The 24,666-nt window shown below is 61.1% G+C and carries 22 protein-coding genes; 8 read left to right on the forward strand and 14 right to left on the reverse strand.

Annotation, left to right across the window (positions count from 1 at the left end; all coding sequences use genetic code 11):
- Window positions 1-789 precede the first annotated feature (789 nt).
- The 5 genes from HT585_RS07440 to HT585_RS07460 form a co-directional block, all read right to left on the reverse strand.
- Window positions 790-1,659: a cytochrome c1 gene (locus tag HT585_RS07440; RefSeq protein WP_176352317.1), complete on the reverse strand. Its 870-nt coding sequence runs from the start codon at window positions 1,657-1,659 to the stop codon at window positions 790-792.
- Between the two features lie 32 nt (window positions 1,660-1,691).
- Window positions 1,692-2,972: a cytochrome b gene (locus HT585_RS07445; protein ID WP_176352318.1), complete on the reverse strand. Its 1,281-nt coding sequence runs from the start codon at window positions 2,970-2,972 to the stop codon at window positions 1,692-1,694.
- Between the two features lie 14 nt (window positions 2,973-2,986).
- Complete coding sequence (petA, locus tag HT585_RS07450) at window positions 2,987-3,565, reverse strand: ubiquinol-cytochrome c reductase iron-sulfur subunit (protein ID WP_176352319.1); 579 nt, start codon at window positions 3,563-3,565, stop codon at window positions 2,987-2,989.
- A gap of 352 nt (window positions 3,566-3,917) precedes the next feature.
- Window positions 3,918-5,783 carry an ABC transporter ATP-binding protein gene (locus HT585_RS07455; protein WP_176353226.1) on the reverse strand — a complete coding sequence of 622 codons (1,866 nt, stop codon included), beginning with the start codon at window positions 5,781-5,783 and terminating at the stop codon, window positions 3,918-3,920.
- A 119-nt stretch (window positions 5,784-5,902) separates the two neighbouring features.
- Window positions 5,903-7,756 carry an ABC transporter ATP-binding protein gene (locus HT585_RS07460; protein ID WP_176352320.1) on the reverse strand — a complete coding sequence of 618 codons (1,854 nt, stop codon included), beginning with the start codon at window positions 7,754-7,756 and terminating at the stop codon, window positions 5,903-5,905.
- 403 nt (window positions 7,757-8,159) lie between these two features.
- Between HT585_RS07460 and HT585_RS07465 the strand changes: the two genes are divergently transcribed.
- Entirely contained in the window at window positions 8,160-8,732 is a 573-nt protein-coding gene (locus HT585_RS07465; protein WP_176352321.1) for a GNAT family N-acetyltransferase, read from the forward strand.
- 6 nt (window positions 8,733-8,738) lie between these two features.
- Complete coding sequence (locus HT585_RS07470) at window positions 8,739-9,200, forward strand: TrmH family RNA methyltransferase (protein ID WP_176352322.1); 462 nt, start codon at window positions 8,739-8,741, stop codon at window positions 9,198-9,200.
- 75 nt (window positions 9,201-9,275) lie between these two features.
- On the opposite strand, the gene HT585_RS07475 is transcribed toward HT585_RS07470, so the two are convergent.
- Entirely contained in the window at window positions 9,276-9,851 is a 576-nt protein-coding gene (locus HT585_RS07475; protein WP_176352323.1) for an NADPH-dependent FMN reductase, read from the reverse strand.
- A 77-nt stretch (window positions 9,852-9,928) separates the two neighbouring features.
- Between HT585_RS07475 and soxR the strand changes: the two genes are divergently transcribed.
- Window positions 9,929-10,408 carry a redox-sensitive transcriptional activator SoxR gene (soxR, locus tag HT585_RS07480; protein ID WP_176352324.1) on the forward strand — a complete coding sequence of 160 codons (480 nt, stop codon included), beginning with the start codon at window positions 9,929-9,931 and terminating at the stop codon, window positions 10,406-10,408.
- 34 nt (window positions 10,409-10,442) lie between these two features.
- On the opposite strand, the gene HT585_RS07485 is transcribed toward soxR, so the two are convergent.
- Window positions 10,443-10,703 carry a hypothetical protein gene (locus tag HT585_RS07485; protein WP_173420101.1) on the reverse strand — a complete coding sequence of 87 codons (261 nt, stop codon included), beginning with the start codon at window positions 10,701-10,703 and terminating at the stop codon, window positions 10,443-10,445.
- Between the two features lie 298 nt (window positions 10,704-11,001).
- Here HT585_RS07485 and hemF point away from each other — a divergent pair, with 298 nt between their 5' ends.
- Window positions 11,002-11,913 (forward strand): oxygen-dependent coproporphyrinogen oxidase, encoded by a 912-nt coding sequence (gene hemF, locus HT585_RS07490; protein WP_176352325.1) that lies wholly within the window; start codon window positions 11,002-11,004, stop codon window positions 11,911-11,913.
- A gap of 508 nt (window positions 11,914-12,421) precedes the next feature.
- On the forward strand, window positions 12,422-13,942 hold the full coding sequence (locus HT585_RS07495; RefSeq protein ID WP_176352326.1) for a S41 family peptidase: 1,521 nt from the start codon (window positions 12,422-12,424) through the stop codon (window positions 13,940-13,942).
- Between the two features lie 81 nt (window positions 13,943-14,023).
- Here the strand turns inward: HT585_RS07495 and HT585_RS07500 are convergent, their stop codons facing one another.
- On the reverse strand, window positions 14,024-14,200 hold the full coding sequence (locus tag HT585_RS07500; protein WP_176352327.1) for a hypothetical protein: 177 nt from the start codon (window positions 14,198-14,200) through the stop codon (window positions 14,024-14,026).
- Window positions 14,201-14,357: 157 nt separating this feature from the next.
- Between HT585_RS07500 and HT585_RS07505 the strand changes: the two genes are divergently transcribed.
- Window positions 14,358-14,636, forward strand: coding sequence for a BON domain-containing protein (locus HT585_RS07505; RefSeq protein ID WP_176352328.1), 279 nt, complete (start codon window positions 14,358-14,360; stop codon window positions 14,634-14,636).
- A 1-nt stretch (window position 14,637) separates the two neighbouring features.
- On the opposite strand, the gene HT585_RS07510 is transcribed toward HT585_RS07505, so the two are convergent.
- From HT585_RS07510 to HT585_RS07525, 4 genes are all read right to left on the reverse strand, one after another.
- Window positions 14,638-15,255 carry an ABC-type transport auxiliary lipoprotein family protein gene (locus HT585_RS07510; RefSeq protein WP_176353227.1) on the reverse strand — a complete coding sequence of 206 codons (618 nt, stop codon included), beginning with the start codon at window positions 15,253-15,255 and terminating at the stop codon, window positions 14,638-14,640.
- 93 nt (window positions 15,256-15,348) lie between these two features.
- On the reverse strand, window positions 15,349-16,719 hold the full coding sequence (locus HT585_RS07515; RefSeq protein WP_176352329.1) for an MlaD family protein: 1,371 nt from the start codon (window positions 16,717-16,719) through the stop codon (window positions 15,349-15,351).
- Window positions 16,720-16,811: 92 nt separating this feature from the next.
- Window positions 16,812-17,621 carry an ABC transporter ATP-binding protein gene (locus tag HT585_RS07520; RefSeq protein WP_176352330.1) on the reverse strand — a complete coding sequence of 270 codons (810 nt, stop codon included), beginning with the start codon at window positions 17,619-17,621 and terminating at the stop codon, window positions 16,812-16,814.
- 13 nt (window positions 17,622-17,634) lie between these two features.
- Window positions 17,635-18,789 carry an MlaE family lipid ABC transporter permease subunit gene (locus tag HT585_RS07525; RefSeq protein ID WP_176352331.1) on the reverse strand — a complete coding sequence of 385 codons (1,155 nt, stop codon included), beginning with the start codon at window positions 18,787-18,789 and terminating at the stop codon, window positions 17,635-17,637.
- 138 nt (window positions 18,790-18,927) lie between these two features.
- On the opposite strand from HT585_RS07525, the gene dgcA reads away from it, so the two are divergent.
- The gene (dgcA, locus tag HT585_RS07530) at window positions 18,928-19,911 is read left to right on the forward strand and encodes an N-acetyl-D-Glu racemase DgcA (protein WP_176352332.1); all 984 of its coding nucleotides are present in this window, start codon (window positions 18,928-18,930) and stop codon (window positions 19,909-19,911) included.
- Here dgcA and HT585_RS07535 read toward each other — a convergent pair.
- Together HT585_RS07535 and HT585_RS07540 are read right to left on the reverse strand one after the other, a co-directional pair.
- Window positions 19,863-21,083, reverse strand: a complete 1,221-nt coding sequence (locus HT585_RS07535; protein ID WP_176352333.1) for an MFS transporter — start codon at window positions 21,081-21,083, stop codon at window positions 19,863-19,865. The two genes, dgcA and HT585_RS07535, sit on opposite strands and share 49 nt — an antisense overlap.
- A 104-nt stretch (window positions 21,084-21,187) precedes the next feature.
- Window positions 21,188-22,027, reverse strand: coding sequence for a UDP-2,3-diacylglucosamine diphosphatase (locus HT585_RS07540; protein ID WP_176352334.1), 840 nt, complete (start codon window positions 22,025-22,027; stop codon window positions 21,188-21,190).
- Window positions 22,028-22,202: 175 nt separating this feature from the next.
- Between HT585_RS07540 and HT585_RS07545 the strand changes: the two genes are divergently transcribed.
- Window positions 22,203-24,515: an NADP-dependent malic enzyme gene (locus HT585_RS07545; RefSeq protein ID WP_176352335.1), complete on the forward strand. Its 2,313-nt coding sequence runs from the start codon at window positions 22,203-22,205 to the stop codon at window positions 24,513-24,515.
- Window positions 24,516-24,666 lie beyond the last annotated feature (151 nt).

A 24,666-nucleotide genomic window follows, 5' to 3' on the forward strand; every position in this document is an offset into this window, starting at 1 on the left:
CGCCCGACCGTAAGCCGCCTTGGGTTGCAGCACGTCGACTGAATTCGGGCATTGGCGGTACAATCGCGATCCGCCTTGCGGTGGTGCGATTTAGGGCGAGCCAGACGAAGTGTCCGCGGGGAATGGTGGCCGTTCACGGCAAACCATTGGTGGCATGCTCCGCACGCCACCAAACGCCGAGCATCCTTCCAGGGATACGAATGCGACCTCTACAGCGAATTCTCACCGGAAGGACAGCGTCTGCCATCGGACCAGATCTTGAGACTGGTCGCCGCACAACGACCAGACGCACCACGGACGCTGATTGAAAGGCGGAAACGACCTTGCCCCTCCGCGACTGCAAGGGCTCCGATCCTTGCGGCACTGTTGCTCGTGTCGTCTGCATCTGTCTGTTGTCCAATGCGGCTAACCTTACGCTCGCTCTGGCGCAGCCATGAACGGCAAGTCAGTGCCACAATCGCGGTGACCTTATCGCCCCACTGACCGCGCGCCCTTGCGCCCAGATCGGCGATTGAGGCGTGACATATTGCTGAAGACGACGGCATTACCGCGCCGCATGGGTACGACCCAACCGGGCCGATTGGCGGGAGAACAAGCCGACTTTCCGGTCTGACAAGCAGGCCACGCGGCCGTTGGCGCCGCGGAAGACAGTTCCCGGCGCTGAGAGACACAACCCAAATGCCTTTCGCGGCAACGGGCGAAATCCATACCCCAAAAAAGAAAAGGCCCCGGGCGAACCCGAGGCCTTTTCCTGGATGTCGATCACACGCCGGCCGAGCCGGCAGACGATCAATGTTCCTTGTTGGCGTAGACCGACTTCTTGGTCAGGTAGACGAGACCGGTGAAGATCAGCAGGAACACCATGACCATGAAGCCGGTGCGCTTGCGCTCTTCCAGGTGCGGTTCGGCTGCCCACATCAGGAAGGCCGAAACGTCCTTGGCATACTGGTCCACCGTCTGCGGCGTACCATCGTCATAGGTGACCTGATCGTTGGAGATCGGCTGAGCCATCGCCAGGGCCGAAGCGTTGGCGAAGTAAGGGTTGTAGTGGGTGCCTTCAGCGACCTGAACGCCTTCCGGCGGCTCATGGTAGCCGGTCAACAGCGCATGGATATAGTCCGGGCCGCCTTCCTGGTAGGGCCAGAACATATCGAAGACGAACTGCGGGAAGCCGCGCTCGATGCCGCGCGCCTTGGCGATCAGCGAGAAGTCCGGCGGTGCAGCCCCATTATTGGAAGCAGCAGCTGCTTCCTTGTTCGGGTACGGCGACGGGAAGTGATCCGAAGGCACGGCCTTGCGGGTGAACATTTCGCCGTCTGCGTTCGGGCCGTCCTGAACTTCGTAGTTCGCGGCGAATGCCTTCACCTGGGCGTCGGAATAGCCGAGATCCGAGAGCGTGCGGAATGCCACCAGGTTCATCGAGTGGCAGGCCGAACAGACTTCGGTGTAGACCTTCAGGCCGCGCTGCAGCTGGCCCCTGTCGTAGTTGCCGAACGGGCCGGCAAACGACCATTCCTGCTGCTCGGGCTTGTGGATCGGATAGTGGGGCGTGCCGCCGCCATGCTCCGCGCCACCTGCCGCCTCTTCAGCGACAGCAGCTCCGAGACCGAGGCCAGCGACGACAGCAAGTGACAGAATGCCTGTTACAAGCTTTTTCATTGTTGTGGGTTCCTTATCAATCGCTGTTCTGATCAGGCGCGTGCGGTGGCCGGTTGAGCCTTCGCATTCTTCTTTTCCAGCACCGCTTCGGTGATGGAGTTCGGAATGCGCTTCGGCGTTTCGATCAGGCCGAGGACCGGCATGATGACGAGGAAGAAGCCGAAGTAGTACAGCGTACCGATCTGCGACATGACGACATACAGGCCTTCCGCAGGACGCGAGCCGAGCCAGCCGAGCATGATGGCGTTGACCACGAAGATCCAGAAGAACAGCTTGTACCAGGGACGGTAGACAGCCGAACGAACCTTGGAGGTGTCGAGCCAGGGCAGGAAGAACAGGATGATGATCGAGCCGAACATCACCAGAACGCCGCCGAGCTTGGAGTCGATCGGGCCGACATTGAAGGTGATGGCGCGCAGCATCGCGTAGAACGGCAGGTAGTACCATTCTGGAACGATGTGAGCGGGCGTCTTCAGCGCATCAGCCGGAATGTAGTTGTCCGGATGGCCGAGGAAGTTCGGCTGGTAGAACACGAACCATGCGTAGATCAGCAGGAACACGGAAACGCCGAGTGCGTCCTTCAGCGTCGCGTACGGCGTGAAGGGAACGGTATCGGTCTTCGACTTCACTTCGACGCCGGTCGGGTTGGTCTGGCCGGTGACGTGCAGGGCCCAGACGTGAAGCACGACGACGCCGGCGATCATGAAGGGCAGCAGGTAGTGCAGCGAGAAGAAGCGGTTCAGCGTCGGCTGGTCGACGGCAAAGCCGCCAAGCAGGAACTGCTGGATCCACTCACCCACCAACGGGAAGGCCGAGAAGAAGCCGGTGATAACGGTCGCACCCCAGAAGGACATCTGACCCCAGGGCAGAACGTAGCCCATGAAGCCGGCAGCCATCATCAGGAGATAGATGACCACGCCGAGGATCCAGAGGATTTCGCGCGGTGCCTTGTACGAGCCGTAGTAGAGGCCGCGGGCGATGTGCAGGTAGACGGCGATGAAGAAGAACGATGCGCCGTTGGCGTGCATGTAGCGCAAGAGCCAACCGTGGTTGACGTCGCGCATGATCTTTTCGACCGAGTTGAACGCAACGGTCGTGTCGGCAGCATAGTGCATGGCAAGCACGATACCGGTCAGAATCTGGACGACCAGCATGACGGAAAGCATGGCGCCAAAGGTGTATGCGTAGTTCAGGTTCCGGGGAACCGGATAGCTGATGAAGCTGTCGTGAATCATACGCGGCAGCGGAAGACGGGAATCAACCCATTTCTCAATGCCAGTCGTTGGCGTGTAGGTTGAATGTTCAGCACTCATTATCAGTAGTCCCCTCAACCGATCTTGATAACTGTGTCGGAAACGAACGAGAAGGTCGGCACGGGGAGGTTTTCCGGCGCCGGACCTTTACGGATTCGGCCAGCCGTATCGTAGTGCGAACCGTGGCAGGGACAGAACCAGCCACCGAAATCACCGGCCTGACCAAGCGGCACGCAGCCGAGATGGGTACAGGAACCGATCATGACGATCCAGTTTTCCTTGCCTTCGCCGGCGGAGCGATCGAGATCGTTCGCTTCTGCGCCGGCCGGCAGGTTGGCGTTGCGCGCAACCGGGTCCTTGAGGTCGGCAAGAGCGACCGCCTTGGCCTCTTCCACTTCCTTCTCGGTGCGGTTGCGGATGAAGATCGGCTTGCCTCGCCATTTGGCCGTCAGCGACATGCCGGCCTGAAGGCTCGACACATCGACCTCAATCGAGGCGAGCGCGAGCGTCGAGGCATCCGGACGCATCTGGTCGATGAATGGCCAAGCGACCGCGCCGGCGCCAACGACGCCCGCCATGCCGGTGGCCAGGTAAAGGAAATCGCGGCGAGTGGGCTCGCCCGAGGTCTCGCTTGAAATGTCGTGTTCGCTCACGGCTAAACCATCCTCTCACGCAATGTTGCGGAAACCGCATCCGCCCAGCGAGATCCCTGCCCTTGCGGTTTGACCTAGGTCAAGGAAACACGCCCAATCAAAGTGCTGGCACCTTAGCCGGCTTGCTGCTGCAAACACGTTTTCGGCGCCAGAATCCGTAAATTTCTGCGCGCGCACGGCTCGCAGATTCCCCGTCAATCCGGCGCGTTCTATGCTTGATCGCAAATTATGTCCAGCCTTGACAAGGGTGGGTGGGCAGATTGTCGCGGGGAAAAGCGCGGCCAATTGGCACAAGGACTTGACGGTTTGCGTTACGGCCGTCGAGCCACCTTGAAAAGGCGGTTGGGCCGCCCTACTCCGCCGCCTCTTCGCGCGCCAGAAACCCGCCTGATTGCCGCGACCAGAGATCGGCGTAAAGACCGCCACGCGAGATCAGTTCGGCGTGGGTCCCGTCCTCGACGATCCGACCCTTGTCCATGACGACGAGGCGGTCGAGAGCGGCAATCGTCGATAGCCGGTGCGCGATGGCCAAAACTGTCTTGCCCTGCATCAGCCGGTCGAGATTGGACTGTATCGCGGCTTCCACTTCGGAATCGAGCGCCGAGGTCGCCTCGTCGAGAACGAGGATCGGCGCGTCCTTGAGCATGACACGCGCAATGGCGATGCGCTGCCTCTGTCCGCCTGAAAGCTTGACGCCGCGCTCGCCGACATGGGCATCGAAACTCTTGCGGCCGCGCTGGTCCTCAAGGTCGAGGATAAACTCGTACGCCTCGGCCTTCTCGGCGGCCATGATCAGTTGTTCCTCTGTCGCGTCCGGGTGTCCGAAGAGGATGTTGTCGCGGATGGAGCGATGCAGAAGCGATGTGTCCTGACTGACCATGCCGACCTGCGCGCGCAGCGATTCCTGTTTCACCATCGAAATATCCTGGCCGTCGATCAGGATGCGCCCGCCCTCGAGATCGTAGAAGCGCAGGAGGAGATTGACGAGCGTCGACTTGCCGGCGCCCGAACGGCCGACGATGCCAACTTTTTCTCCTGGTCGAATGACCAGGGAGAAGTCGTCGATGACGCCTGCCCCCTTGCCATAGTGAAACTTGACATGCTCGAAGCGAATCTCCGGCTCGCTGACCGACAATTCCTTTGCATTCGGACTGTCGACCAGACCGATCGGCTGCGAAACGAGTTCGGCCGAATTCTGGATCGTGCCGATGTTGCGCATGATCGAGTTGAACTGCGTCATCATCCGGCCGAGCAGCATGTTGAGCCTGAGCACCAGCGCCAGCGTGAAGGCGACCGCGCCCGAACTGATCGAACCGCCAAGCCAAAGGTGAATGGCATAGATCGCGATCGCCGCGATCATCATGCCTGACAGAAGCGCCAGCGAGGCGCGCACAGCCGTCAAGAGCCGCGTGAACGGAATGACCGCCCGCTGGAAGCGATCGAAGCCGGCGCGGATATAGCGGTCGTTCTCGTCGTCGCGGCCGAACAGCTTCAATGTCTGGATGTTCGAATAGGCATCCACCATGCGCCCGTTCAGCATGGAGGCCATTTCGGCCGTATCGCGCGCATGCTTGCGAATGCGCGGAACGAAATAGCGCGCCAGCGCCAGGAAGATGACGATCCAGAACGCGACCATTGCCGCCAGCCGCCAGTCGAGCTGGGCAACCAGCGCCATGGTCGAGGCGGTGTAGATGACGATGAACCAGACGACCTGCAGCAGCGACACGATGAGGTCGCTGGTCGCCTGCGCGCCAGACCAGACCTTTGTCACGATCCGGCCGGAAAAGTCGTTCTGGAAGAAGGAAAGCGATTGCCGCGCGACGTGCGTGTAAGACTGCCAGCGCACCAGATTGAGGAAACCGGTAATGATCGACTGCTCCTCGACGAGCGCCGCCAGCGACACCGCGACGAAGCGGAACACCAGCACCGTCAGCAACATGAACAGCAGTTCGGGCCCGTTGGCGGAAATCAGCCCGCTCCAGCCCGCTTCGGGCTTCACGGTGTCCAGCAGATCGACAAGCCGCCCGACGAAATAGAAGAGCCCCGCCTCCAGCATGGCAACGAGGCCGCCGAGGATGGCCATTGCCAGAAACGGACCCTTGGCCTGGCGGGCATAGAACCAGGCAAAAGCCCAAAGTGACTTCGGCGGCTGCAATCGCTCCCGCGGCGCAAACGGCTTGATCCAGTTCTCAAAGATGCTGACGATGGCGCTGAGCATGGTTCCGATATAGGCGGTTCGGCGATAACAGCAATCGGTTTCCACCATTGGGCGCATTACAAATGCGTAACGTCAAGTCGGGAGTCCCGCCGCCGTATGGGCGGCGGGACTTTGGCGGATCACTCCGCCGCTTCTTCCTTCTCGGTATCGTCGGCGATGAAACCGCCCGACTGGCGCGACCAGAGGTCGGCGTAAAGGCCGCCCTTGGCCACGAGTTCGGCATGCGAACCGGTTTCGACGATCCGGCCGGCCTCGAGGATGACCAGTCTGTCCATTTCCGTCAGCGTCGACAGGCGATGGGCGATCGCGATCACCGTCTTGCCGGCCATCAGAGCGAACAGGTTCTCCTGGATCGCCTGCTCGACTTCGGAATCGAGCGCTGATGTCGCCTCGTCGAGGACGAGGATCGGTGCGTCCTTGAGGAAGACACGGGCAATAGCGATGCGCTGACGCTGGCCGCCGGAGAGCTTGACGCCCCGTTCGCCGACCTGGGCATCGAGCCCCTTGCGCCCCTGGTTGTCCTCAAGCGCCTGGATGAACTCCCAGGCGTTCGCCCGCTTCGCTGCCGCCGTGATCGCTTCGTCGTCCGCTTCCGGATGTCCATAGGCGATGTTGTCGCGAATCGAGCGATGCAGCAGCGAGGTGTCCTGCGTGACGACGCCGATCTGGGCACGCAGGCTATCCTGCGTGACGGTGGCGATATCCTTGCCGTCGATCCGGATTGCGCCCGATTCCACGTCATAGAACCGCAACAGAAGGTTCATCAGCGTCGTCTTGCCGGCGCCGGAGCGGCCGACCAGGCCGATCTTCTCGCCCGGCTTGATGTCGAGCGACAGGTGATCGATAACGCCCTTCGCTTTGCCGTAATGGAAGCGAACGTTGTCGTAGGTGATCGCACCTTTTTCCGCCTTGAGCGCCTTGGCATCCGGCTCGTCGACGATGTCGTGCGCCTTGGTCATCATGCCGATGCCGTCATAAACCGTGCCGATGTTCTCGAACAGCGCCGAGACTTCCCACATGATCCATTGCGACATGCCGTTGATGCGCATGGCGAGACCGACGGCGATTGCGATCGCGCCGACCGAGATGGCGCTCGTCAGCCACAGGTGAATGCCGAGCGCACTGATGGCAAACAGCGCGATGCTGTTGTTGGCATAGACCAGCACGTGGAACAGCGTCACCTTGCGCATCTGGCGATGCACGGTGCTGAGGAATCCGTCCATGCCGGCGCGCGCGTAGGTTTCCTCGCGGCCCGCATGCGAGAACAGCTTGACCGTACCGATGTTGGTGTAGCTATCGACGATACGGCCCGTCATCATCGAGCGCGCGTCGGCTTGCTCCTTGGAGATCTTCTGCAGCCGCGGCACGAAATAGCTGACGATGCCGATGTAGATCACCAGCCAGACGGCAAGCGGCGTCACCAGCCGCCAGTCGGCGGCGGCAACGACGATCAGCATCGTGACGAAATAGCTGACGACATAGACGAAGACGTCGAGGATCTTCATCACCGTTTCGCGAACAGCAAGGGAAGTCTGCATCACCTTGGTCGCGACGCGTCCGGCGAACTCGTTGGCGAAGAACGTCATGCTCTGGCGCAGCAGATAGCGGTGCATCTGCCAGCGTGCGATCATCGGGTAATTGCCGAGCAGAACCTGGTGCATGATCAGCGAATCAATTGCCACCAGCAGCGGCAGGCCAATGAGGACCAAGCCGCCCATCCAGATCAGCCTGTGACCTTCCGCTTCCAGGAAGGTGTCGCGATTGGCGCTCGACAGCCAGTCGACCATGTTCCCGAGAAACTGGAACAACGCCACTTCGCCTATGGCGATCAGCATGGTGCAGACCGACATGATGAGCAGCCAAGGAACCGCGGGCTTGGAATAGTGCCAGCAGAAGCCGAAAAGGCCTTTCGGCGGAAGAACGGGCTCTTCCGTCGGATAGGGATTGAGGCGGGATTCAAACCAGCCAAACATTGTCTTGCTCCTTCAGAGTATTTTGAAGGAAGGCGGGTACATTTCTCCCCGCATTCTTTATCGTGAAAATTTCAGTCCGGAAATGCTGCCCCGCAAAGCGGGTCTATCTTCCGGAGTTCCGGAAGCGCGCATAAATCTCTTGAAAGATAGGTCGCGAAACCGGTCAGGCCAAACGGCGGCCCATCACTCCAGGAAGGCGTGTCAACATCAATATAGTCATCATTGCCTCCGTCGGTTCGCGTTGAAGAGAGGTTCTGTCTACCTCTATTCGCGCCGACATGCCAGATTGTCGCAGACACTTTCTTGCCTGTTTTTTCATCGTTCGGCCGGATGTTGCTAGTTCGGCACAGATTAGCGACCACAAAATCAGCGAGAACACGACAGTCATCTGCAGGAAACGCCCATGAATGCATCATCGACGCCCCCTATCGAGTTGAAGGGGCAGGATTTCCTGCTGAGGCGCGCGCAGGAAAGCGACGTCGAGGCGCGGCTGGCACTCGGGCGTCATCCGGAGATCTATCGCATGTTCGGCGGCGAAGCATTCGTTACTCGCCCCTACACTAAAGCCGACGCCGAAGCGTGGTTGCGGGCCAACAGCGAGCACCCGGCTGCCTGGATTATCGACTGCGACGGGCTCATTGGCGAAGTCAGGCTCGACAATATCGATCGGCACGACAGGCGAGCTTCCTTCGCTATAGGGATCCTCGATCCGAAACGGCTCGGTCAGGGGCTTGGCACGGCCGCCACGAAGCTTGTATTGGCTCATGCGTTTGGCGCGCTCGCCCTGCATCGTGTTTCGCTGCGTGTGCTCGCCTTCAACGAGCGTGCGATTGCCTGCTACCGCAAATGCGGCTTTTCGATCGAGGGGCGCGAACGGGAGGCGGCGCTGGTAGATGGCGAATGGCACGATGACATCATGATGGGGATTCTCGCGCATGAGTTCTCCGCACCAGAAGACAGGCCGCAAGGAAAGTGACCGGACGTGAGTGACCTTCGCATTGCCCTCTACCAGCCCGACATTCCCGGTAATACCGGCACGATCCTGCGCCTTGCCGCCTGCCTTGGGCTTTCCGTCGATGTCATCGAGCCGGCGGGTTTCGATCTTTCCGACCGAAACCTCAAGCGGGCCGGCATGGACTACATCGCCTCGGTCGCCCTCACCCGCCACATCAACTGGGAACGGTTCGAGGCGTGGCGGGCTTCGACCGGGCGAAGGCTTGTCCTTGCTTCCACCAAGGCCGCCGAGCCCTACACCCGTTTCCAGTTCCTTCCGGATGACATCCTGCTCTTCGGGCGCGAAAGCGCTGGCGTGCCGGACCATGTGCATGATCGCGCGGAGGGTCGCATCCTCATCCCGATGGCGGAGGGGCAACGGTCGTTGAATGTCGCCATGTCTGCCGCGATGATCGCCGGCGAGGCAATCCGGCAGGTTCAGCCGGTCTGAAAAGCTTCGCATCGCTCTGCCTCGCCGTTCCCGATGGGAGGTGATGGGCGCCGACGACAGCGGCGCCCTTACCATCTATGCAGCAATCTCGTTGTAGGGCGTCACCTTGCGGGCCTGCTTCAACGTCCGCGCCCACCAGATGAGCCGATCCATCATCAGGAACAGCGGTGCGCGCATCTCCTCTGGTTTATAGAGGTTGCCGGCCGCATCGAATTTCGACCAGGCCTTGGCAAACTGGACGCCGTCGCGCAGCGTCACCGCGTGCAACTCGCCAAAAACCTGCCGCAGCTGTTCGACGGCACGGATACCGCCGGATGCACCGCCATAGGAGACGAAGGCAACGGGCTTGGCATGCCAGGGCTCGTAGACCGAATCGATCAGCTCCTTCAGCGCGGCCGGGTAGCCGTGGTTGTATTCCGGCGTCACCACCAGAAAGGCGTCCGCTTCCGCGACCTTGCGCTCCACCCACTCGCCGGGATTGACCGCAGCACCGACGCCGCGCGACGCCCGCAGCCGCGCCGGGTCGATGACCGTGAGATTGAACACGGGGGAATCCGAAATCTCGCGGATCAGCCAGTTGGCGACCGTATCGCAGAAGCGGCCCTGCCGGGCGCTGCCGTAGATCACCGCAAGCGTCATTTTCTCTGTCATGGGGATCAGCTCCTTGTTGTGACTTCCATGGAGCTCATGCTATAAAACCTCAACATTAGTTGAGGTCAATAGGCGTCATGACGATTGTCAGAAACAGCGAGATGCGACGTGAACTCACGGTCGGCGAAGTCGCCGAGCGCAGCGGCGTCGCCGTTTCCACTCTCCACTTCTATGAAGCCAAGGGGCTGATCCGCAGCAACCGCAGCCGCGGCAACCAGCGTCGTTATCCACGCAGCGTTCTGCGGCGCGTGGCAGTGATCAAGGTCGCGCAGCGCACGGGGATTCCGCTTGCGGAAATCCAGGCGGCGTTGACGGTCCTGCCAGACGACCGTCCCTTGACGGTTCAGGATTGGGCGCGCCTGTCGGAGAGCTGGCATGAGCAACTGAACGAGCGCATTGCGAGCCTGATGGCGCTGCGCGACCATCTGACAAGCTGCATCGGCTGCGGATGTCTGTCGCTGAGGGAATGTCCGCTACGCAATCCGCACGATGTGCTTTCGATGGAAGGCGCTGGCCCGCGGTTGATGGATGCAACGGAAGAGGACGGTCAACCCTAGGGGGGGGCACGGACCGGCGATGCTCGTAGCGGAATCAATCCGCAGTCGGGAGACGGCGCATCGTAAATTCGATCTGGTCGCCATCGAGCTGGCGCCAGCTTTCCACCTCGGTCCAGTAGGCGGCTTTCGGCCAGGTATCGAACCATTCGCGCGCCTTGGCGCGGGCAGCACTGCGATCGAGCCGAAAGGTTTCACGCACGAAAAGGCCATCGCCTCGGGCCGGATTGTCCCGGCGATGCCGGGCGATCTGACGCCGTAAACCATCAAGCGGCGGAGCTGCGGGTATTCTCGCCATGGACCATACCTCTGAGGGTAAAGATAGTGTGGGTATGGATCCATTGCGAGTCCGTTTTACACCGTCCATCCGATGCGGCAGACTGCGATTGAGCGCGTGAAACTTGACGCGCAAAAAGACGCAGTAGCACTTTAGACTCGCGGCAAATCTTCTGCTTACATCGAAGCTGATTTCGGGAACTACGCAGCACACCGATAGCCCGACCGCCGTTGCCAATCCGGCGGAAATATGAACTGTGGCGCACATCAACGAATCGGCGGCTTTCCGGCGCGCAAAGCCGCGAACAGGACAAATTTTCATGGAACGACCGCAACTGCCTCAGGGGCTGCCTGCCGATATCGAAGACAAGAAGGCCGCAGCCAGGGCCTGGTTCGAAAGCCTGCGCGACACGATCTGCGCCGCATTCGAAGCGGTCGAAGATGACCTGACCGGGCCGCTGTCCGACCGGGAGCCCGGCCGCTTCGTCGGCAAGGAATGGAGCCGGGACGGCGGCGAAGGCGGCGGCGGTCGCATGTCGATGATGGAGGGGCGTGTCTTCGAGAAGGTCGGAGTACACACCTCGACCGTCTTCGGCGAATTCTCGCCCGAATTCCGCGAGCAGATCCCCGGCGCCAGTGAAGACCCACGCTTCTGGGCGTCGGGCATTTCACTGATCGCGCATCCCGTTAACCCGAACGTGCCGGCCGTTCACATGAACACCCGCATGGTCGTTACCACCAGCAACTGGTTCGGCGGTGGCGCCGACCTGACGCCGGTGCTCGACCGCCGCCGCGTCATGACCGATCCGGACACCCAGCTGTTCCATCGCGCCATGGAGATCACCTGCAATCGCCACGCGGTTGCCGATCACGCCAAATACAAGCAATGGTGCGACGACTATTTCTTCCTGAAACACCGGAATGAGCCGCGAGGCACGGGCGGCATCTTCTACGATTGGCTGCGCTCCGCGGATGAGCAAGGCGGCTGGGAGGCCGACTTCGCCTTTACGCGCGACCTCGGCAAGGCTTTCGCTCTCGTCTATCCGAAGATCGTCCGCAGCAATTTCAACACGCCATGGACCGAGGAAGATCGCGACGAACAGCTCGTGCGCCGCGGCCGTTACGTCGAGTTCAACCTGCTTTATGATCGCGGCACCATCTTCGGACTGAAGACCGGCGGCAACGTCGAGTCGATCCTCTCGTCCCTGCCCCCGGTCGTGCGCTGGCCCTAAAGCAGGTCGCGCAAAGTGTGTTGTGGTTTTGCGACACCGGCATGCACAGAAACAAGAACTTAAAGCGCAACCAGCGAATCTGAAAAATCGCGACGCGCTTTGGTATGCTTCGTGACCCGACCGATCTGAGAAGAGATCGGTCGGGGTCCGTCTTGTGATGGGCGCTGGCAGAAGGCCGGCAGGACCGGATTCCAAATTGCGAGTTGGGGCCAAGTGCCTTTCCGCCTTTGCCGAACACATCGGCTTCGCCATTTGAAACGCTCTCCGAACACTTCAACGTGCTGGTTCAGACCATTTCACAGCGCCTTGCGCCGTGAAATGCGCTCGGGTCCTTGCGCTTTTCCAGACCCATAAACATCTACTAGACGTGGTGCCGCAAAAGCTTTTCGCGCCGCCACGCAAGCATTCCGTTTTGTCGAAATCCCAGTCCCAATCTGTCCGTCCCCATGGGCTCCGCTGCACTGTTTGGATCTTGTGCAGGATCCGGGTGGCGATGCCGGTCCCCAAAATGGCATCGACGGATGACAAATCATCACCACGCGAGAAGGGCGAGCGCATGTCGAACGAGAACACGACACACACTGCCGACCGACGCAAGAAGCGCGTCCCGCGGTGGCTCAAGTTATCCGCGATCACGATCGCGCTGTTGGCCCTTCTCATTCTGACGCCACTTGCATTTATCGTTTACCCGACACTGAAAGCCTATCCGAAGGCTCCTCCCGTCCAGGCAGGCGTTTCCCGGCTGGACGCAAATACGCAGGACATCGCCCATTTGCGGCATTTTCTGGATTTCGAACGGAGCTTCACGCCCGAAGCCAAAGCTGCATTCGCGCTCGCCCTTAGCGAGATGGAACAACGCGCCGGGGATCTCGACCGGGCCGGACTGGCAATGGCGACGGCGAAGGCAGTGGCGCTCGCCGACAACGGGCATACCAATGTTGTCGGGCTCGTTGGCGGTCGCAGTTTCAATGCCGTGCCTATTCGTTTCGGCTGGTTTGCCGATGGGCTGTTCGTGATCGCCGCCGCTGACGGTCAAAGCCATCTGCTTGGGAGGCAGGTCCTCAGTGTGAATGGTAAAACGGCGGATGCATTGGTGGCGGCGCTGCGGCCATATGTTGGCGGCCCTGCCAATCTTGCCAAGGAGCTGGCGCCAAACTTCCTGATCTCGCCGGAGCTGCTCCATGCGGCCGGCCTTGCTGAAACGCCAGCAAGCAGCACCTATGACATGCGCCTCGCAGATCGGAGCATCGTTCCGGTGGAACTCGCCGCGATGCCCGGTACCCAGGAGCCCCAGAGCACCAACTTTTGGCCCGCACGTGATCTGAGCCCGATCGCGCAAGCCGGCAGTACATCCGGGTGGAGACATGTTCTCGACGGTACAGTGCCGCCGCAGTATCTCTCCCAACCCGATCGCAATTACTGGCACTCCTATCCCCTGCCCGACTTGCTTTACGTTCAAATCAACCGTGTGCGCGATCAGGCGCCGCTGGATCTCTCTGCGTATCTTTCCGACATCCTCGATGAATCCGCTGAGAAGCCAATTCGCAACGCGATCGTCGACCTGCGCTTTAACAATGGCGGCAACTACGTGCTCTCGGCTGAATTTGCCCGACGTTTGCCGGAGATTCTGCCACCGGCGGGGCGGCTGTTCATACTGACCAGCGGGAACACGTTCTCCGCAGCTATCAGCACCGCAGCTTGGCTGAAACATTACGGTGGAGCTCGTGTCACCATCATTGGCGAGCCCGTGGGCGATCGCATGCAGTTCTGGGGCGAAGGAGGCCTCGCCGTTCTGCCAAATTCCAAGCTTGCGATCCGCTATACCACCGGCTTCCACGACTGGCAGAACGGATTCAGCTTGGCACAGCTCAGGACGTGCTTTCTGTTGAACTACATCTATGACGTCCCGGCAGGCTCCCTTGAACCGAACGTGCCGGTCAAGCCGACCTTTGCGGACTATGTCGCCGGCGAGGATCGGTCCATGTCCGTTGTCATGGAGATGCTCGCGACCGGCCGCACACCCGGGTAATCAGCCCGCCTGCTTGTCTCGGTGACGACGTGTCAAACCGACGACAGCGTGAAACCGCATGCGACCAAAGGAGCGCAGTCATCACTTGCAGATCCGAACCTTCTTCATCACCAGCCGGCCATAGGCACCGTAGCTCTTTACTGTCTTGACGACGCAGGTCTGTCGATAGCCGTAACTGTACGTGCCAGCCATGACAGGCATGGTGACGGCAAAGACCGTCGTCATCGCAGCAGCGATGGCGATGAAAGAATGGCGCATGGATGTTCCCCGTTCGAAGTCTGCGGCCAGGAATGACGTGCGATCCGCATGTCAGAGCCATCGCATGAAAACCGGTTTCGCACTGTTTCGATTGGAACAGCTGAACAAATCACGATCGCTGGCGTTGTCCTTGGCCAAGGCACGGAGGGACGCAACCATGATCTTCAAGAAACGCACATTCCACGGCATGGAGCCCGAGCGGACGGCGGGTGATCAGCCGGCGGAGCTGGAACGCCGCGTTGCTCACGGCCTGGCCGTGACACCGGGGCTCGATGCCGCCGATGTCATCGTCATTTGCACAGGAAATACGATCATGCTCTCCGGTCATGTCGCCACCCAAGCAGAGAGTGCGCGCGCCGAAGAAGCCGCAAGACTGACAGAAGGTGTCGTCGAGGTCGTCAACCGCATCGAGGCGGCGGAGGTCAGGCAGGGCTAGCTCAGATCGAACCGAGCGTCCAACCGACGATCTCGGACGCGACGGTGGCGAACGCCTGATCGAGCGCCTTGACGAAAGCCGGGTTACCGGTGCCCTTGACGCTGGCAGTCGCGCGGAACGCCTTCTGTGCGCGTACCGTGCCATTCCGGTCGTTGACGAGCTTGGCGAAGATCTCGACGACTGCCGTGTCGGCGCCTTCCGTAGATATCTCGAACGAGCGGATTTCGCTGATCACCTGATAGTCGATCGCCAGACCTTCGCCCGGCTTGCCGACGCCGCCGATTTTGCCGGTATTCTCGAAGGCCTGAACCAGTTTGGCCTGAACCATGCGTGGCAGGCGGTCGCTCCATTGCGCCTTGGAGAGATATTGCAGTTCCGAGCCGGACAGTCGGATGACGATCTGGTCGCTGTCGAGTGCCTTCAACGCCGTCGGTTCCGGCACGAGGATCTGCTTGCTGGTCGCCCCGCGCCCCTCGACGACGGGCGATGAGGAAAGGCTGAACGTATCGTTGACGGCGGCTCCTGCCCCGCAGCCCGCCAGCAACACAGCCAGCGTGAAGATCATCGCGGAGCGCTTCGCTCCCGTCTTACGCACACGCACCAGCCCCGGAAAATTCATACTGCCCAAACCCTTGTCCAATAAGCAGCACCTTAGAGCGCTCGCTATTGAAAGCAACCCGCCTAGCCCCGCACCGGATCTGTCTTACCTGATTCACCGTCGGGTGCGACCATCATATTGCTTGACCGTTTCGCCGCCGAAGAGAAGGCGCTGCGGATTCTTGTCGAATGTCGAAATCGTATTCTCGAGGCTCTGCACCGTGCGGCGCGTATCGCTCACCAGCGCCTCGACATCGCGAAGGCCTCCGCCGGAGAACCGCTTCAGATTGTCGGCGATCGGACCGATCTGGGCATTGAGGTTCTCGGCCACCTTGCGGAAGGATTCGAGCGTGCTGCGCGCCTCGGCCGAGAGCGACGGCGCATCCGCATCGCCGAGGAAGCCGTCCACCTTGACCAGAATGCTGTCGACCCGGTTCGATGCCGCGTTGAGCTTGCTCGCCATCTGGGTGACGTCGGTGATCGTGCGGTCGATGTCCTGCTGGCGTGCCGTGATCTTCGCGGCAAACTGCGTGATGTCGGCGACGGCCTTACGGGCGTCGGCACTTGCCGCCGAGATGTCGTTGACAACGAGCTCGACCTTCTGTTTGTCGACGGCAGCCACCAGGGTATCGACGCGCTCGAGCGTCTTCTGTGCGTTCTTGCCGAACTGGTCATAGGTCTCCACCGTACGCTTGAACGCTGCGATGGTCTCGGAAACCCCGCCGGAGGCGGCCTTCAGGTCGTTGCTCATCTGCTCGACATTGCTCACGATGTGATCGATCTTCTTCGGATCGACCGACTTAACGAGCACATCGGCCGAAGCAAGAGTCGAATCGAGCTTCTTCGACGCGGCATTGATCGATGCCGAAAGCTCGGTGACGCTCTTCAGGAAATCGTCGATCGCGCCGGAATTGTCGGCAAGCGCCTTGGAGAACTTTTCAGCGTTGCTGATTGTGCCGGTCAGTGGACCGCGCACATCCTTGACGAAGCCCTGAATATCGGTGATCGCGTCGTTGGCGCGGTCCATGATCTTGTCGGCGGTCGCCAGAAGGCTGGTGACGCTCGATTGGTCGGCGAGGATGCGCGCCTGGGTGCCCTTCTCGAGCGCATTCCTCAGAATGTTCTCGTCGCCCTTGTTGCCGCCGCTGAGTTCGATGTAGGCGGCGCCCGTCAAGCCCTGCACTTCCAGCGTCGCCTTGGTCGATTTCAGCACGGGTGCGTCGATGGACACTTCCGTGACTGCGATCGAATAGCGCGGGTCGTTGGCGTCGATCGCCAGATTGCGGACAGAGCCGACGGGAATGCCGTTGAAGCGAACGGGCGAGCCGACGGAAAGACCGTTGGCGGAGCCGGGAATGTTGACGACCAGCTCGACCATTTCGCCGCTGCGGCCATATTGCGACATCCAGTAGACGAAGCCGAAGGCCGCCGCGATCACGAACACGGTGAAGAAGCCGACAATGGCGTAATTCGCTTTAGTTTCCATTCGTTCCGACTACCTCAGTGGCCATCCTATCGGCCGTTCATCTGCTTCAGACATCCGGGAAGTCTCCCAGGCTGCCCGCCGGCTCCCTTGCGCTATTCGTCGTGACGCACGATCGACCGCGCCCGTTTCCCCCGGAAATAGGACTGCACCCAGGGATCGTCACAGGCCAGCATGTCCTCGACGGTCCCCTCGACCAGAACCTTTTTGTTTCCGAGCACTGCGATGCGATCGCAGACCGAAAACAGGCTGTCGAGGTCGTGAGTCACCATATACACGGTCAATCCGAGCGTGTCGCGCAGCTTGGCGATCAACTCGTCGAACTCGGCCGCACCGATCGGATCGAGGCCGGACGTCGGCTCGTCGAGGAAGACGAGGTCCGGATCGAGCGCCAGAGCCCTGGCAAGTGCGGCGCGCTTGATCATGCCGCCCGAAAGCTCGGATGGGTACTTGTCGGCCGCCTCAGGCGCCAGGCCCACCAATTCGATCTTCACGCGTGCCAGTTCGTCCATCAGGCTCTGCGACAGGTCGAGGTACTCGCGCATCGGCACCTGGATGTTTTCACGCACTGTCAGCGCCGAAAAGAGCGCACCGTGCTGGAAAAGCACGCCCAGACGCATGTCGAGCGCGATCCGGTCGGCCTCCGACATCTTGTCGTACTCCGCGCCGAGGATCTCGATCGTGCCGGAACGCTTGGCCAAAAGCCTGAGGACCGTGCGCATCAGCACCGATTTTCCGGTACCCGAGGCACCGACAAAACCGAGGATTTCGCCGCGGTAGATCTCCAGGTTGAGCTTGTCGAGAACGATGTGGGAACCGAAGCCGACGGTCAGATCGCGCACGGACAGAACCGCTTCATGGCCGTTCGCGGCGTCTGGCTGTCTTTCTGTGGCTGTTGTGTCCATTGTCCCATTCGCCTCAGAATTCGATCGCTGCGTAGAACATGGCAAACAGGCCATCGATCAGGATCACCACGAAGATCGATTTGACCACCGACGACGTCACGTGCCGACCAAGCGACTCGGCGCTGCCGCCCACCTTCAACCCTTCGACGGCCGCCACCACGCCGATGATCAGCGCCATGAACGGTGCCTTGATCATACCGGCCGCCACCGACGAAAAATCGACGGCCTCCTGCAGACGCGACAGAAAGGTTGCAATGGTAATGCCCGAATATGTCCAGGCGACCAGCGCCGCGCCTGTCAGCGCTGCGAAATTGGCGATGATGGTCAAGAGCGGCAAGGCGATCGTCAGAGCCACAAGGCGCGGAAACACCAGGACGCCGACGGGGCTGAGGCCCATGACCTTCAGCGCATCGACCTCTTCGCGCATCTTCATCGAGCCGATCTCGGCGGTGATCGCGCTGCCCGAACGGCCAGCGATCATGATCGCCGTCAAAAGGACGCCGATTTCGCGCAATTGCAGGATACCGACGAGATCGACGACGAATACTTCGGCACCGAAATAGCGCAGCTGGAACGCACCCTGCTGCGCAATGATAGCGCCGATCAGGAAGGACATCAGCATTATGATCGGCACGGCCTTGACGCCCATGCGGTCGATCTGGTGGACAATCGCCGCCGGCGAGAGGCCGCTGTGTCGCCCGAGCTTGAGCTGGGCACCGCGAACCGCCGAACCGAGAATGTACATCGCCGCGACGATATCGTTCCAGGTGGCGATCATCACCTCGCCAACCGGGGCGAAGAGCCGCTGGAACAGCGGAACTTTCTCGCTGTCATCTTCGGGTGTGGGAAGTTCCGCCGGCAATGCGCCGATCAGCTCGACATAGCGTTGGCCGCCGTCGACAAACTGGATCCCGTCCTCCTTGGGCCCGGCGATCTTTGTCATGAAACGGCGGATGATCCAGGCCCCCGCCGTATCCATGGCGGTGACACCCGAGAGATCGAACTGCCTGACGCTGCCGCCCTTGCGGGCCAGCTGATCAAGCTTGACGGCCATGGCTTCCGCCGTCTCGTGCCGCCAGACGCCCGAAAAGACGTATGTGCCATCAGAGCCTCCGGCCTCTCCGCCGAGCGCGACATCCGCAACGATCTTGGTCTGGGAACGCGTCACCTGGTCTCTGTCATCCCGATTTGCTAACCGCTCGTAAAAGCTTGCTCCGTCATAACGGCTCACATCCTTGATGTCATCCGGATGAAGCCGGTAACATCACGACCAATGTGCCAGATAGCCCCCGCCGGAGAAGATTTCATGTCAACTGTGCTCGAAGCGACAACCGAAGACTTCCCGATTGCGGGCACTTTCACGATTTCACGCGGCTCGAAGACCACCGCAAGCGTGGTGACCTGCCGAATCACCGCGGACGGCAGCAGCGGCTGGGGCGAATGCGTGCCCTACGGCCGCTACAACGAAACCATTGCCTCGGTGCTCGCGGAGATCGAAGCCATTCGCCCACAGATCGAACAGGGCCTGACGCGTCAGCAATTGCAGTCGGCGATGAAGCCGGGTGCTGCGCGCAACGCCGTCGACTGCGCACTTTGGGACTTGGAAGCAAAGAAGAAAGGCAAATCCGTTCATGAACTTGCCGATCTTTCTTCACCTGGAATACTGACGACGGCCTATACGCTTTCGTTGGCCGAACCCGATGCTATGCGCAGTCAGGCCGTACACTATGCCCACCGCACCCTGCTCAAGATCAAAGTCGGGACTTCGGACGATGCGTCGCGCATCCGCGCCGTGCGCGAAGGCGCGCCGGAGAGCCGCATCATTCTCGATGCCAATGAGGGCTGGACGCCGGACAGCCTCGCCTACCATTTCGCCATCTGCGCCGAACAGCGCATCGACCTGATCGAACAACCGCTGCCCGCCGGTCATGATCAGGCGCTCGCGACGATCAGCCGCCCTGTCCCGGTTTGCGCCGACGAGAGCGTGCATGCGACCGGCGACCTCTCCGCCCTTGTCGACCGCTATGACGCGGTCAACATCAAGCTCGACAAGACCGGCGGCCTGACCGAAGCCCTTCGCATGCGCGACGCGGCAGCGTCCCTCGGCCTCAAGGTGATGGTCGGTTGCATGGTCGGAACCTCGCTCGGCATGGCACCGGCGATCCTGGCGGCCCAAGGCGCGGATTTCGTCGACCTCGACGGGCCCCTGCTTCTGGCGCGCGATCGTACGCCGGGCTTGCGCTACGAGGCCTCGCTGGTCTTTCCGCCCGAGCCGCGTCTCTGGGGCTGAAGGTACCGGGCGGTCAGGGCAAAGCAGCAGCCGGCAAAGGCGACGACCGACATCGAATAGAACCCGTTCACCCCGTACCAGGCATAGAGATAGCCGGACAGGAATGTGAAGATCGCCGTGAAGATGCCGGTGTAAAAGAAGTAGAGGCCCTGCGCCGATGCCTCCTGCTCCTCGACCACGCGCTCCACCAGCTTGTTCTGCATGCCGGTGTGCATGATCGCATAAGTGAAGGCGTGAAAGCACTGCAGCACGAAATATCCGGAAAAGCCAAGATCCATCGGGAAGATGATCCAGCGCAGCACGGCCAGGAAACAGCCGGACAGGATCATCGTCCAGACGCTGAAACGCCGAATGATCGCCTTGGCGAAGATGAACATGGTCACTTCGGCAGCAACGCCCGCGCTCCAGAGAATGCCGATCTCCGTGCCGCTATAGCCGATATGCTGCCAGTAGATCGCCGAGAAGGCGAACAGCATCGCGTGGCTGGCGTTGACCAGCGTGACGCCGATCAGCAGCAGTTGCAGATCGAGTTGGCGCAACGATTTCGGCGGAGGTTCCGTCAAGGCCGTGATCGGTGATGGACGTCGCGGCCGGCCGACCTTGGGCGCAGCAAAGGCCATCACGATCGTCAAGCCGAATCCGATCGCCATCGCCGGCAGCACCGTGTCGCCGCCGAAGATGCCGATCATCCAGCCACCAAGCATGGTTGCGCCGATGAAGGCAACGGATCCCCAGAGCCGCATCTGGGCATAGTCAAATCCCCAACGCCTGACCCCGGAAAGCGCGATCGCCTCGACGATCGGCACATAGGGTGAATAGACGGCCGACTGCAGCGTGTAGATGATCAGGATCGGCCAGAACTCTCGGGCGTAAAACAGCACGAAAGCCGTTGCCAGCGACAGGAACCCCGACCAGATCAGGACGATCGTGCGCTCGCCGAGCCGATCGGCGATCACGCCCGCGATTGGCGCCGTGAACACGCGCACGAACATCGGCAAGGCCAGCACGACGCCGATCTCGAAATCGCTCATGGAAAGCGTCGTCAGCCAGACCGGAAAATACGGCATGGCGAAACCGTTGACGATCAACGGAGCGCAGAAGAGCAAGGCTGTGCGAAGCGTAAAATAACGCGGCGGAGGGCCCACGGCAGCGGGCGCTTGGGAGGGAATCATGGGAGGACCTGATGGCTATGGGCCAGCAATAGCATAGCCCACCGCAGGATCGCTATAACCTAGATTTCGCTACAAGCGCCGCCCGTATGTTCCCGGCAGTCTCGTCAGGCGGCCCGCTGCGTCAGCAATTGCGCCAGCAGACGTTCGGCTTCGGCCGTGCCCTCGGCTTCGACGACGCCGCCGCGCATCTGATGCCAGGTGATCAGTTCCATGGTGCCGTCGTGGTGCTCGGCAATCGCCGTGCAGCTTTCGACCCAGTCGCCGGTGTTGATGTAGCGGATGTCGCCGATGTCTTCGATTACAGCGTGATGGATATGGCCGCAGATCACCCCTTGCGCGTCGTGGCGCCTTGCCTCGTCGGCAACCACCTTCTGGAACTCGCCGATGAAGTTGACCGCGTGTTTCACCTGCAGCTTCGCCCAGGACGAGAACGACCAATAGGGCATGCCGAGCCGGCGACGAATGGCGGCGAGGCCGATATTGATGGCGATTGCCGTGTCGTAGGCCCAGTCGCCGAGATAGGCGAGGATGCGGGCGTTGCGCACGACGACGTCGAACTCGTCGCCATGCAGTACCAGATAATTGCGGCCGTCGGCACCCTTGTGCATGTGGCGCTGCGCCACCTCGATGCCGCCGAAGTGAACGCCCGGAAAATCGCGCATGAACTCGTCGTGGTTGCCGGGGATATAGATGATGCGCGTGCCCTTGCGCGCCTTACGCAGCAGCTTCTGGACGACGTCGTTGCAATTCTGTGGCCAGTACCAGCTGCGCTTCAACCGCCAGCCATCGACGATGTCGCCGACGAGAACGATGGTTTCCGCCTCGTGATACCGAAGAAAATCAATGAGAAAGTCGGTCTTGGCCGCCTTGGAGCCGAGGTGGACGTCGGAGATGAACAACGTCCTGAGATGCCTTACGGAGTTGTCTTGCGGCGCCGCCATCATACCAGCCTCGTCTTGATTGAGCCTTCTGGGGCCCGTCAAAACCAGACTCGTGTTTCAGGAAGATGACACGGACGCCGGCCGCTTCGTCGCACCGGCCGAAAAGAACCGCGCAAAAACTGTACGCGGTTCGCAATTCGTGCCACAAGGCCACGTCCAAAAAAGAGGAATGCAGACTATGAGCACGGGCGACAAAACCAAATCCCACACCGGTCCGGCCAGCGGCGACATCGACCAGCAGGCCCTTTTCTTCCACCGTTACCCGCGCCCGGGGAAGCTCGAAATCCAGCCCACCAAGCCGCTCGGCAACCAGCGCGACCTCGCGCTCGCCTATTCGCCCGGCGTGGCTGCCCCCTGCATCGCCATCCGCGACAATCCGGAAACGGCAGCCGACTACACGGCGCGCGCCAACCTTGTCGCGGTCATTTCCAACGGCACGGCCGTTCTCGGCCTCGGCAATATCGGTCCGCTTGCCTCCAAGCCCGTGATGGAAGGCAAGGCTGTCCTGTTCAAGAAATTCGCCGGCATCGACGTCTTCGACATCGAGATCGATGCTTCCAGCATCGAACGCATGGTCGACGTCATCTCGGCGCTGGAGCCGACCTTCGGCGGCATTAACCTGGAAGACATCAAGGCGCCGGAATGCTTCGAGGTCGAGCGCCAGCTGCGCGAAAAGATGCAGATCCCCGTCTTCCATGACGACCAGCATGGCACCGCGATCATCGTTGCGGCTGCGATCCTCAACGGCCTGGAGCTGGCCGGCAAGGACATCGCCAAGGCCAAGATCGTCACCTCGGGTGCCGGTGCCGCAGCGCTCGCCTGCCTCAACCTGCTCGTGACACTCGGCGCCAAGACTGAAAACATATGGGTGCACGACCTCGAAGGCCTCGTCTACAAGGGCCGCGAAGTTCTGATGGACGAATGGAAGTCGGTCTACGCCCAGGAAAGCGACAACCGGGTGCTTGCCGACAGCATCGGCGGCGCCGACGTCTTCCTAGGCCTGTCCGCGGCCGGCGTGCTGAAGCCGGAACTGCTGGTGCAGATGGCCGAAAAGCCGCTGATCATGGCGCTCGCCAACCCGACGCCCGAGATCATGCCGGAAGCTGCCCGTGCGGCGCGCCCGGATGCAATGATCTGCACCGGCCGTTCGGATTTCCCCAACCAGGTCAACAACGTGCTCTGCTTCCCGCACATCTTCCGCGGTGCACTCGACTGCGGTGCAAGCACGATCAACGAAGAAATGAAGATGGCGGCTGTCCGCGCCATCGCCGGCCTTGCCCGCGAGGAGCCATCGGATGTCGCTGCCCGCGCCTATTCCGGCGAGACGCCGGTCTTCGGCCCCGATTACCTGATCCCATCGCCCTTCGACCAGCGCCTGATCCTCCGGATCGCGCCAGCCGTCGCCAAGGCTGCCGAGGAGAGCGGTGTCGCGACGCGTCCGATCCAGGACTATGACGCCTATCTCGACAAGCTGAACCGCTTCGTCTTCCGCTCGGGCTTCATCATGAAGCCGGTCTTTGCCGCCGCCAAGAACGCGCAGAAGAACCGCGTGATCTTTGCCGAAGGCGAAGACGAGCGCGTGCTGCGCGCAGCCCAGGTGCTGCTCGAAGAGGGCACGGCTCGCCCGATCCTGATCGGCCGTCCGCAGATCATTGAAACACGCCTGCGTCGCTACGGCCTGCGCATTCGGCCCGACGTCGATTTCGAAGTGGTCAACCCAGAGGGCGACCCGCGTTATCGCGACTATGTCGAGGACTATTTCGCCCTTGTCGGCCGTCTCGGCGTCATTCCGGAAGCCGCCCGGACGATCGTTCGCACCAACACGACTGTGATTGGCGCGCTTGCGGTCAAGCGCGGCGAAGCCGACGCTTTGATCTGCGGTGTCGAAGGGCGCTACAGCAAGCACCTGCGCGACGTCTCGCAGATCATCGGCAAGCGCGAAGGCGTTCTCGATTTCTCGGCGCTCAGCCTCTTGATCTCGCAGCGCGGCGCAACCTTCTTCACCGACACCTATGTCAGCTATTGCCCGAGTGCCGAAGAAATCGCCCAGACGACGGTCATGGCCGCACAGGAAATCCGCCGCTTCGGCATCACACCGCATGCGGCCCTGGTCTCGCACTCGAACTTCGGCTCGCGCGATTCCGAAAGCGCCACGAAGATGCGCCACGCATTGCAGCTCGTGCGCGAACTAGCGCCCGAGCTCGAAGTCGATGGCGAAATGCATGGTGATTCGGCCATCTCCGAAGTGCTGCGCCAGCGCGTCATGCCCAACAGCACGCTTTCGGGCGAAGCCAATCTGCTGGTCTTCCCGAACCTCGATGCCGCCAACATCACGCTCGGCGTCGTCAAGACGATGACGGACAGCCTGCATGTCGGACCGATCCTGCTCGGCTCGGCGCTGCCGGCGCACATCCTGTCGCCGTCCGTGACCTCGCGCGGCGTGGTAAACATGGCGGCACTCGCTGTCGTTGAAGGCAGCCATCCGGGTTGATCCTTTTCGCAGGGCCGTCGTCCCCGGCGGCCCTGTGTTTCCCAGGCGATCCTGCCAACAACCTTTGTTTGCAGGATCGACAATCCACAGCAAATACGGATGACTGTTCTGGACAAAAGGTGAACCCCCAACCATTGTGGGGTTCAGGGCA

Source organism: Ensifer oleiphilus (assembly GCF_013371465.1).
GTDB lineage: Bacteria > Pseudomonadota > Alphaproteobacteria > Rhizobiales > Rhizobiaceae > Ensifer > Ensifer oleiphilus.

Coding starts and splice junctions, on each gene's coding strand:
- HT585_RS07500 (WP_176352327.1), bottom strand. CDS start 14,200: ATGCGCCATTCTTTCATCGCCATCGCTGCTGCGATGACGACGGTCTTT.
- HT585_RS07510 (WP_176353227.1), bottom strand. CDS start 15,255: ATGAATTTTCCGGGGCTGGTGCGTGTGCGTAAGACGGGAGCGAAGCGC.
- HT585_RS07535 (WP_176352333.1), bottom strand. CDS start 21,083: ATGATTCCCTCCCAAGCGCCCGCTGCCGTGGGCCCTCCGCCGCGTTAT.
- HT585_RS07445 (WP_176352318.1), bottom strand. CDS start 2,972: ATGAGTGCTGAACATTCAACCTACACGCCAACGACTGGCATTGAGAAA.
- HT585_RS07440 (WP_176352317.1), bottom strand. CDS start 1,659: ATGAAAAAGCTTGTAACAGGCATTCTGTCACTTGCTGTCGTCGCTGGC.
- HT585_RS07505 (WP_176352328.1), top strand. CDS start 14,358: ATGATCTTCAAGAAACGCACATTCCACGGCATGGAGCCCGAGCGGACG.
- HT585_RS07515 (WP_176352329.1), bottom strand. CDS start 16,719: ATGGAAACTAAAGCGAATTACGCCATTGTCGGCTTCTTCACCGTGTTC.
- dgcA (WP_176352332.1), top strand. CDS start 18,928: ATGTCAACTGTGCTCGAAGCGACAACCGAAGACTTCCCGATTGCGGGC.
- HT585_RS07540 (WP_176352334.1), bottom strand. CDS start 22,027: ATGATGGCGGCGCCGCAAGACAACTCCGTAAGGCATCTCAGGACGTTG.
- soxR (WP_176352324.1), top strand. CDS start 9,929: ATGACGATTGTCAGAAACAGCGAGATGCGACGTGAACTCACGGTCGGC.
- HT585_RS07465 (WP_176352321.1), top strand. CDS start 8,160: ATGAATGCATCATCGACGCCCCCTATCGAGTTGAAGGGGCAGGATTTC.
- HT585_RS07475 (WP_176352323.1), bottom strand. CDS start 9,851: ATGACAGAGAAAATGACGCTTGCGGTGATCTACGGCAGCGCCCGGCAG.
- HT585_RS07495 (WP_176352326.1), top strand. CDS start 12,422: ATGGCATCGACGGATGACAAATCATCACCACGCGAGAAGGGCGAGCGC.
- HT585_RS07545 (WP_176352335.1), top strand. CDS start 22,203: ATGAGCACGGGCGACAAAACCAAATCCCACACCGGTCCGGCCAGCGGC.
- hemF (WP_176352325.1), top strand. CDS start 11,002: ATGGAACGACCGCAACTGCCTCAGGGGCTGCCTGCCGATATCGAAGAC.
- HT585_RS07520 (WP_176352330.1), bottom strand. CDS start 17,621: ATGGACACAACAGCCACAGAAAGACAGCCAGACGCCGCGAACGGCCAT.
- HT585_RS07455 (WP_176353226.1), bottom strand. CDS start 5,783: ATGCTCAGCGCCATCGTCAGCATCTTTGAGAACTGGATCAAGCCGTTT.
- HT585_RS07460 (WP_176352320.1), bottom strand. CDS start 7,756: ATGTTTGGCTGGTTTGAATCCCGCCTCAATCCCTATCCGACGGAAGAG.
- HT585_RS07485 (WP_173420101.1), bottom strand. CDS start 10,703: ATGGCGAGAATACCCGCAGCTCCGCCGCTTGATGGTTTACGGCGTCAG.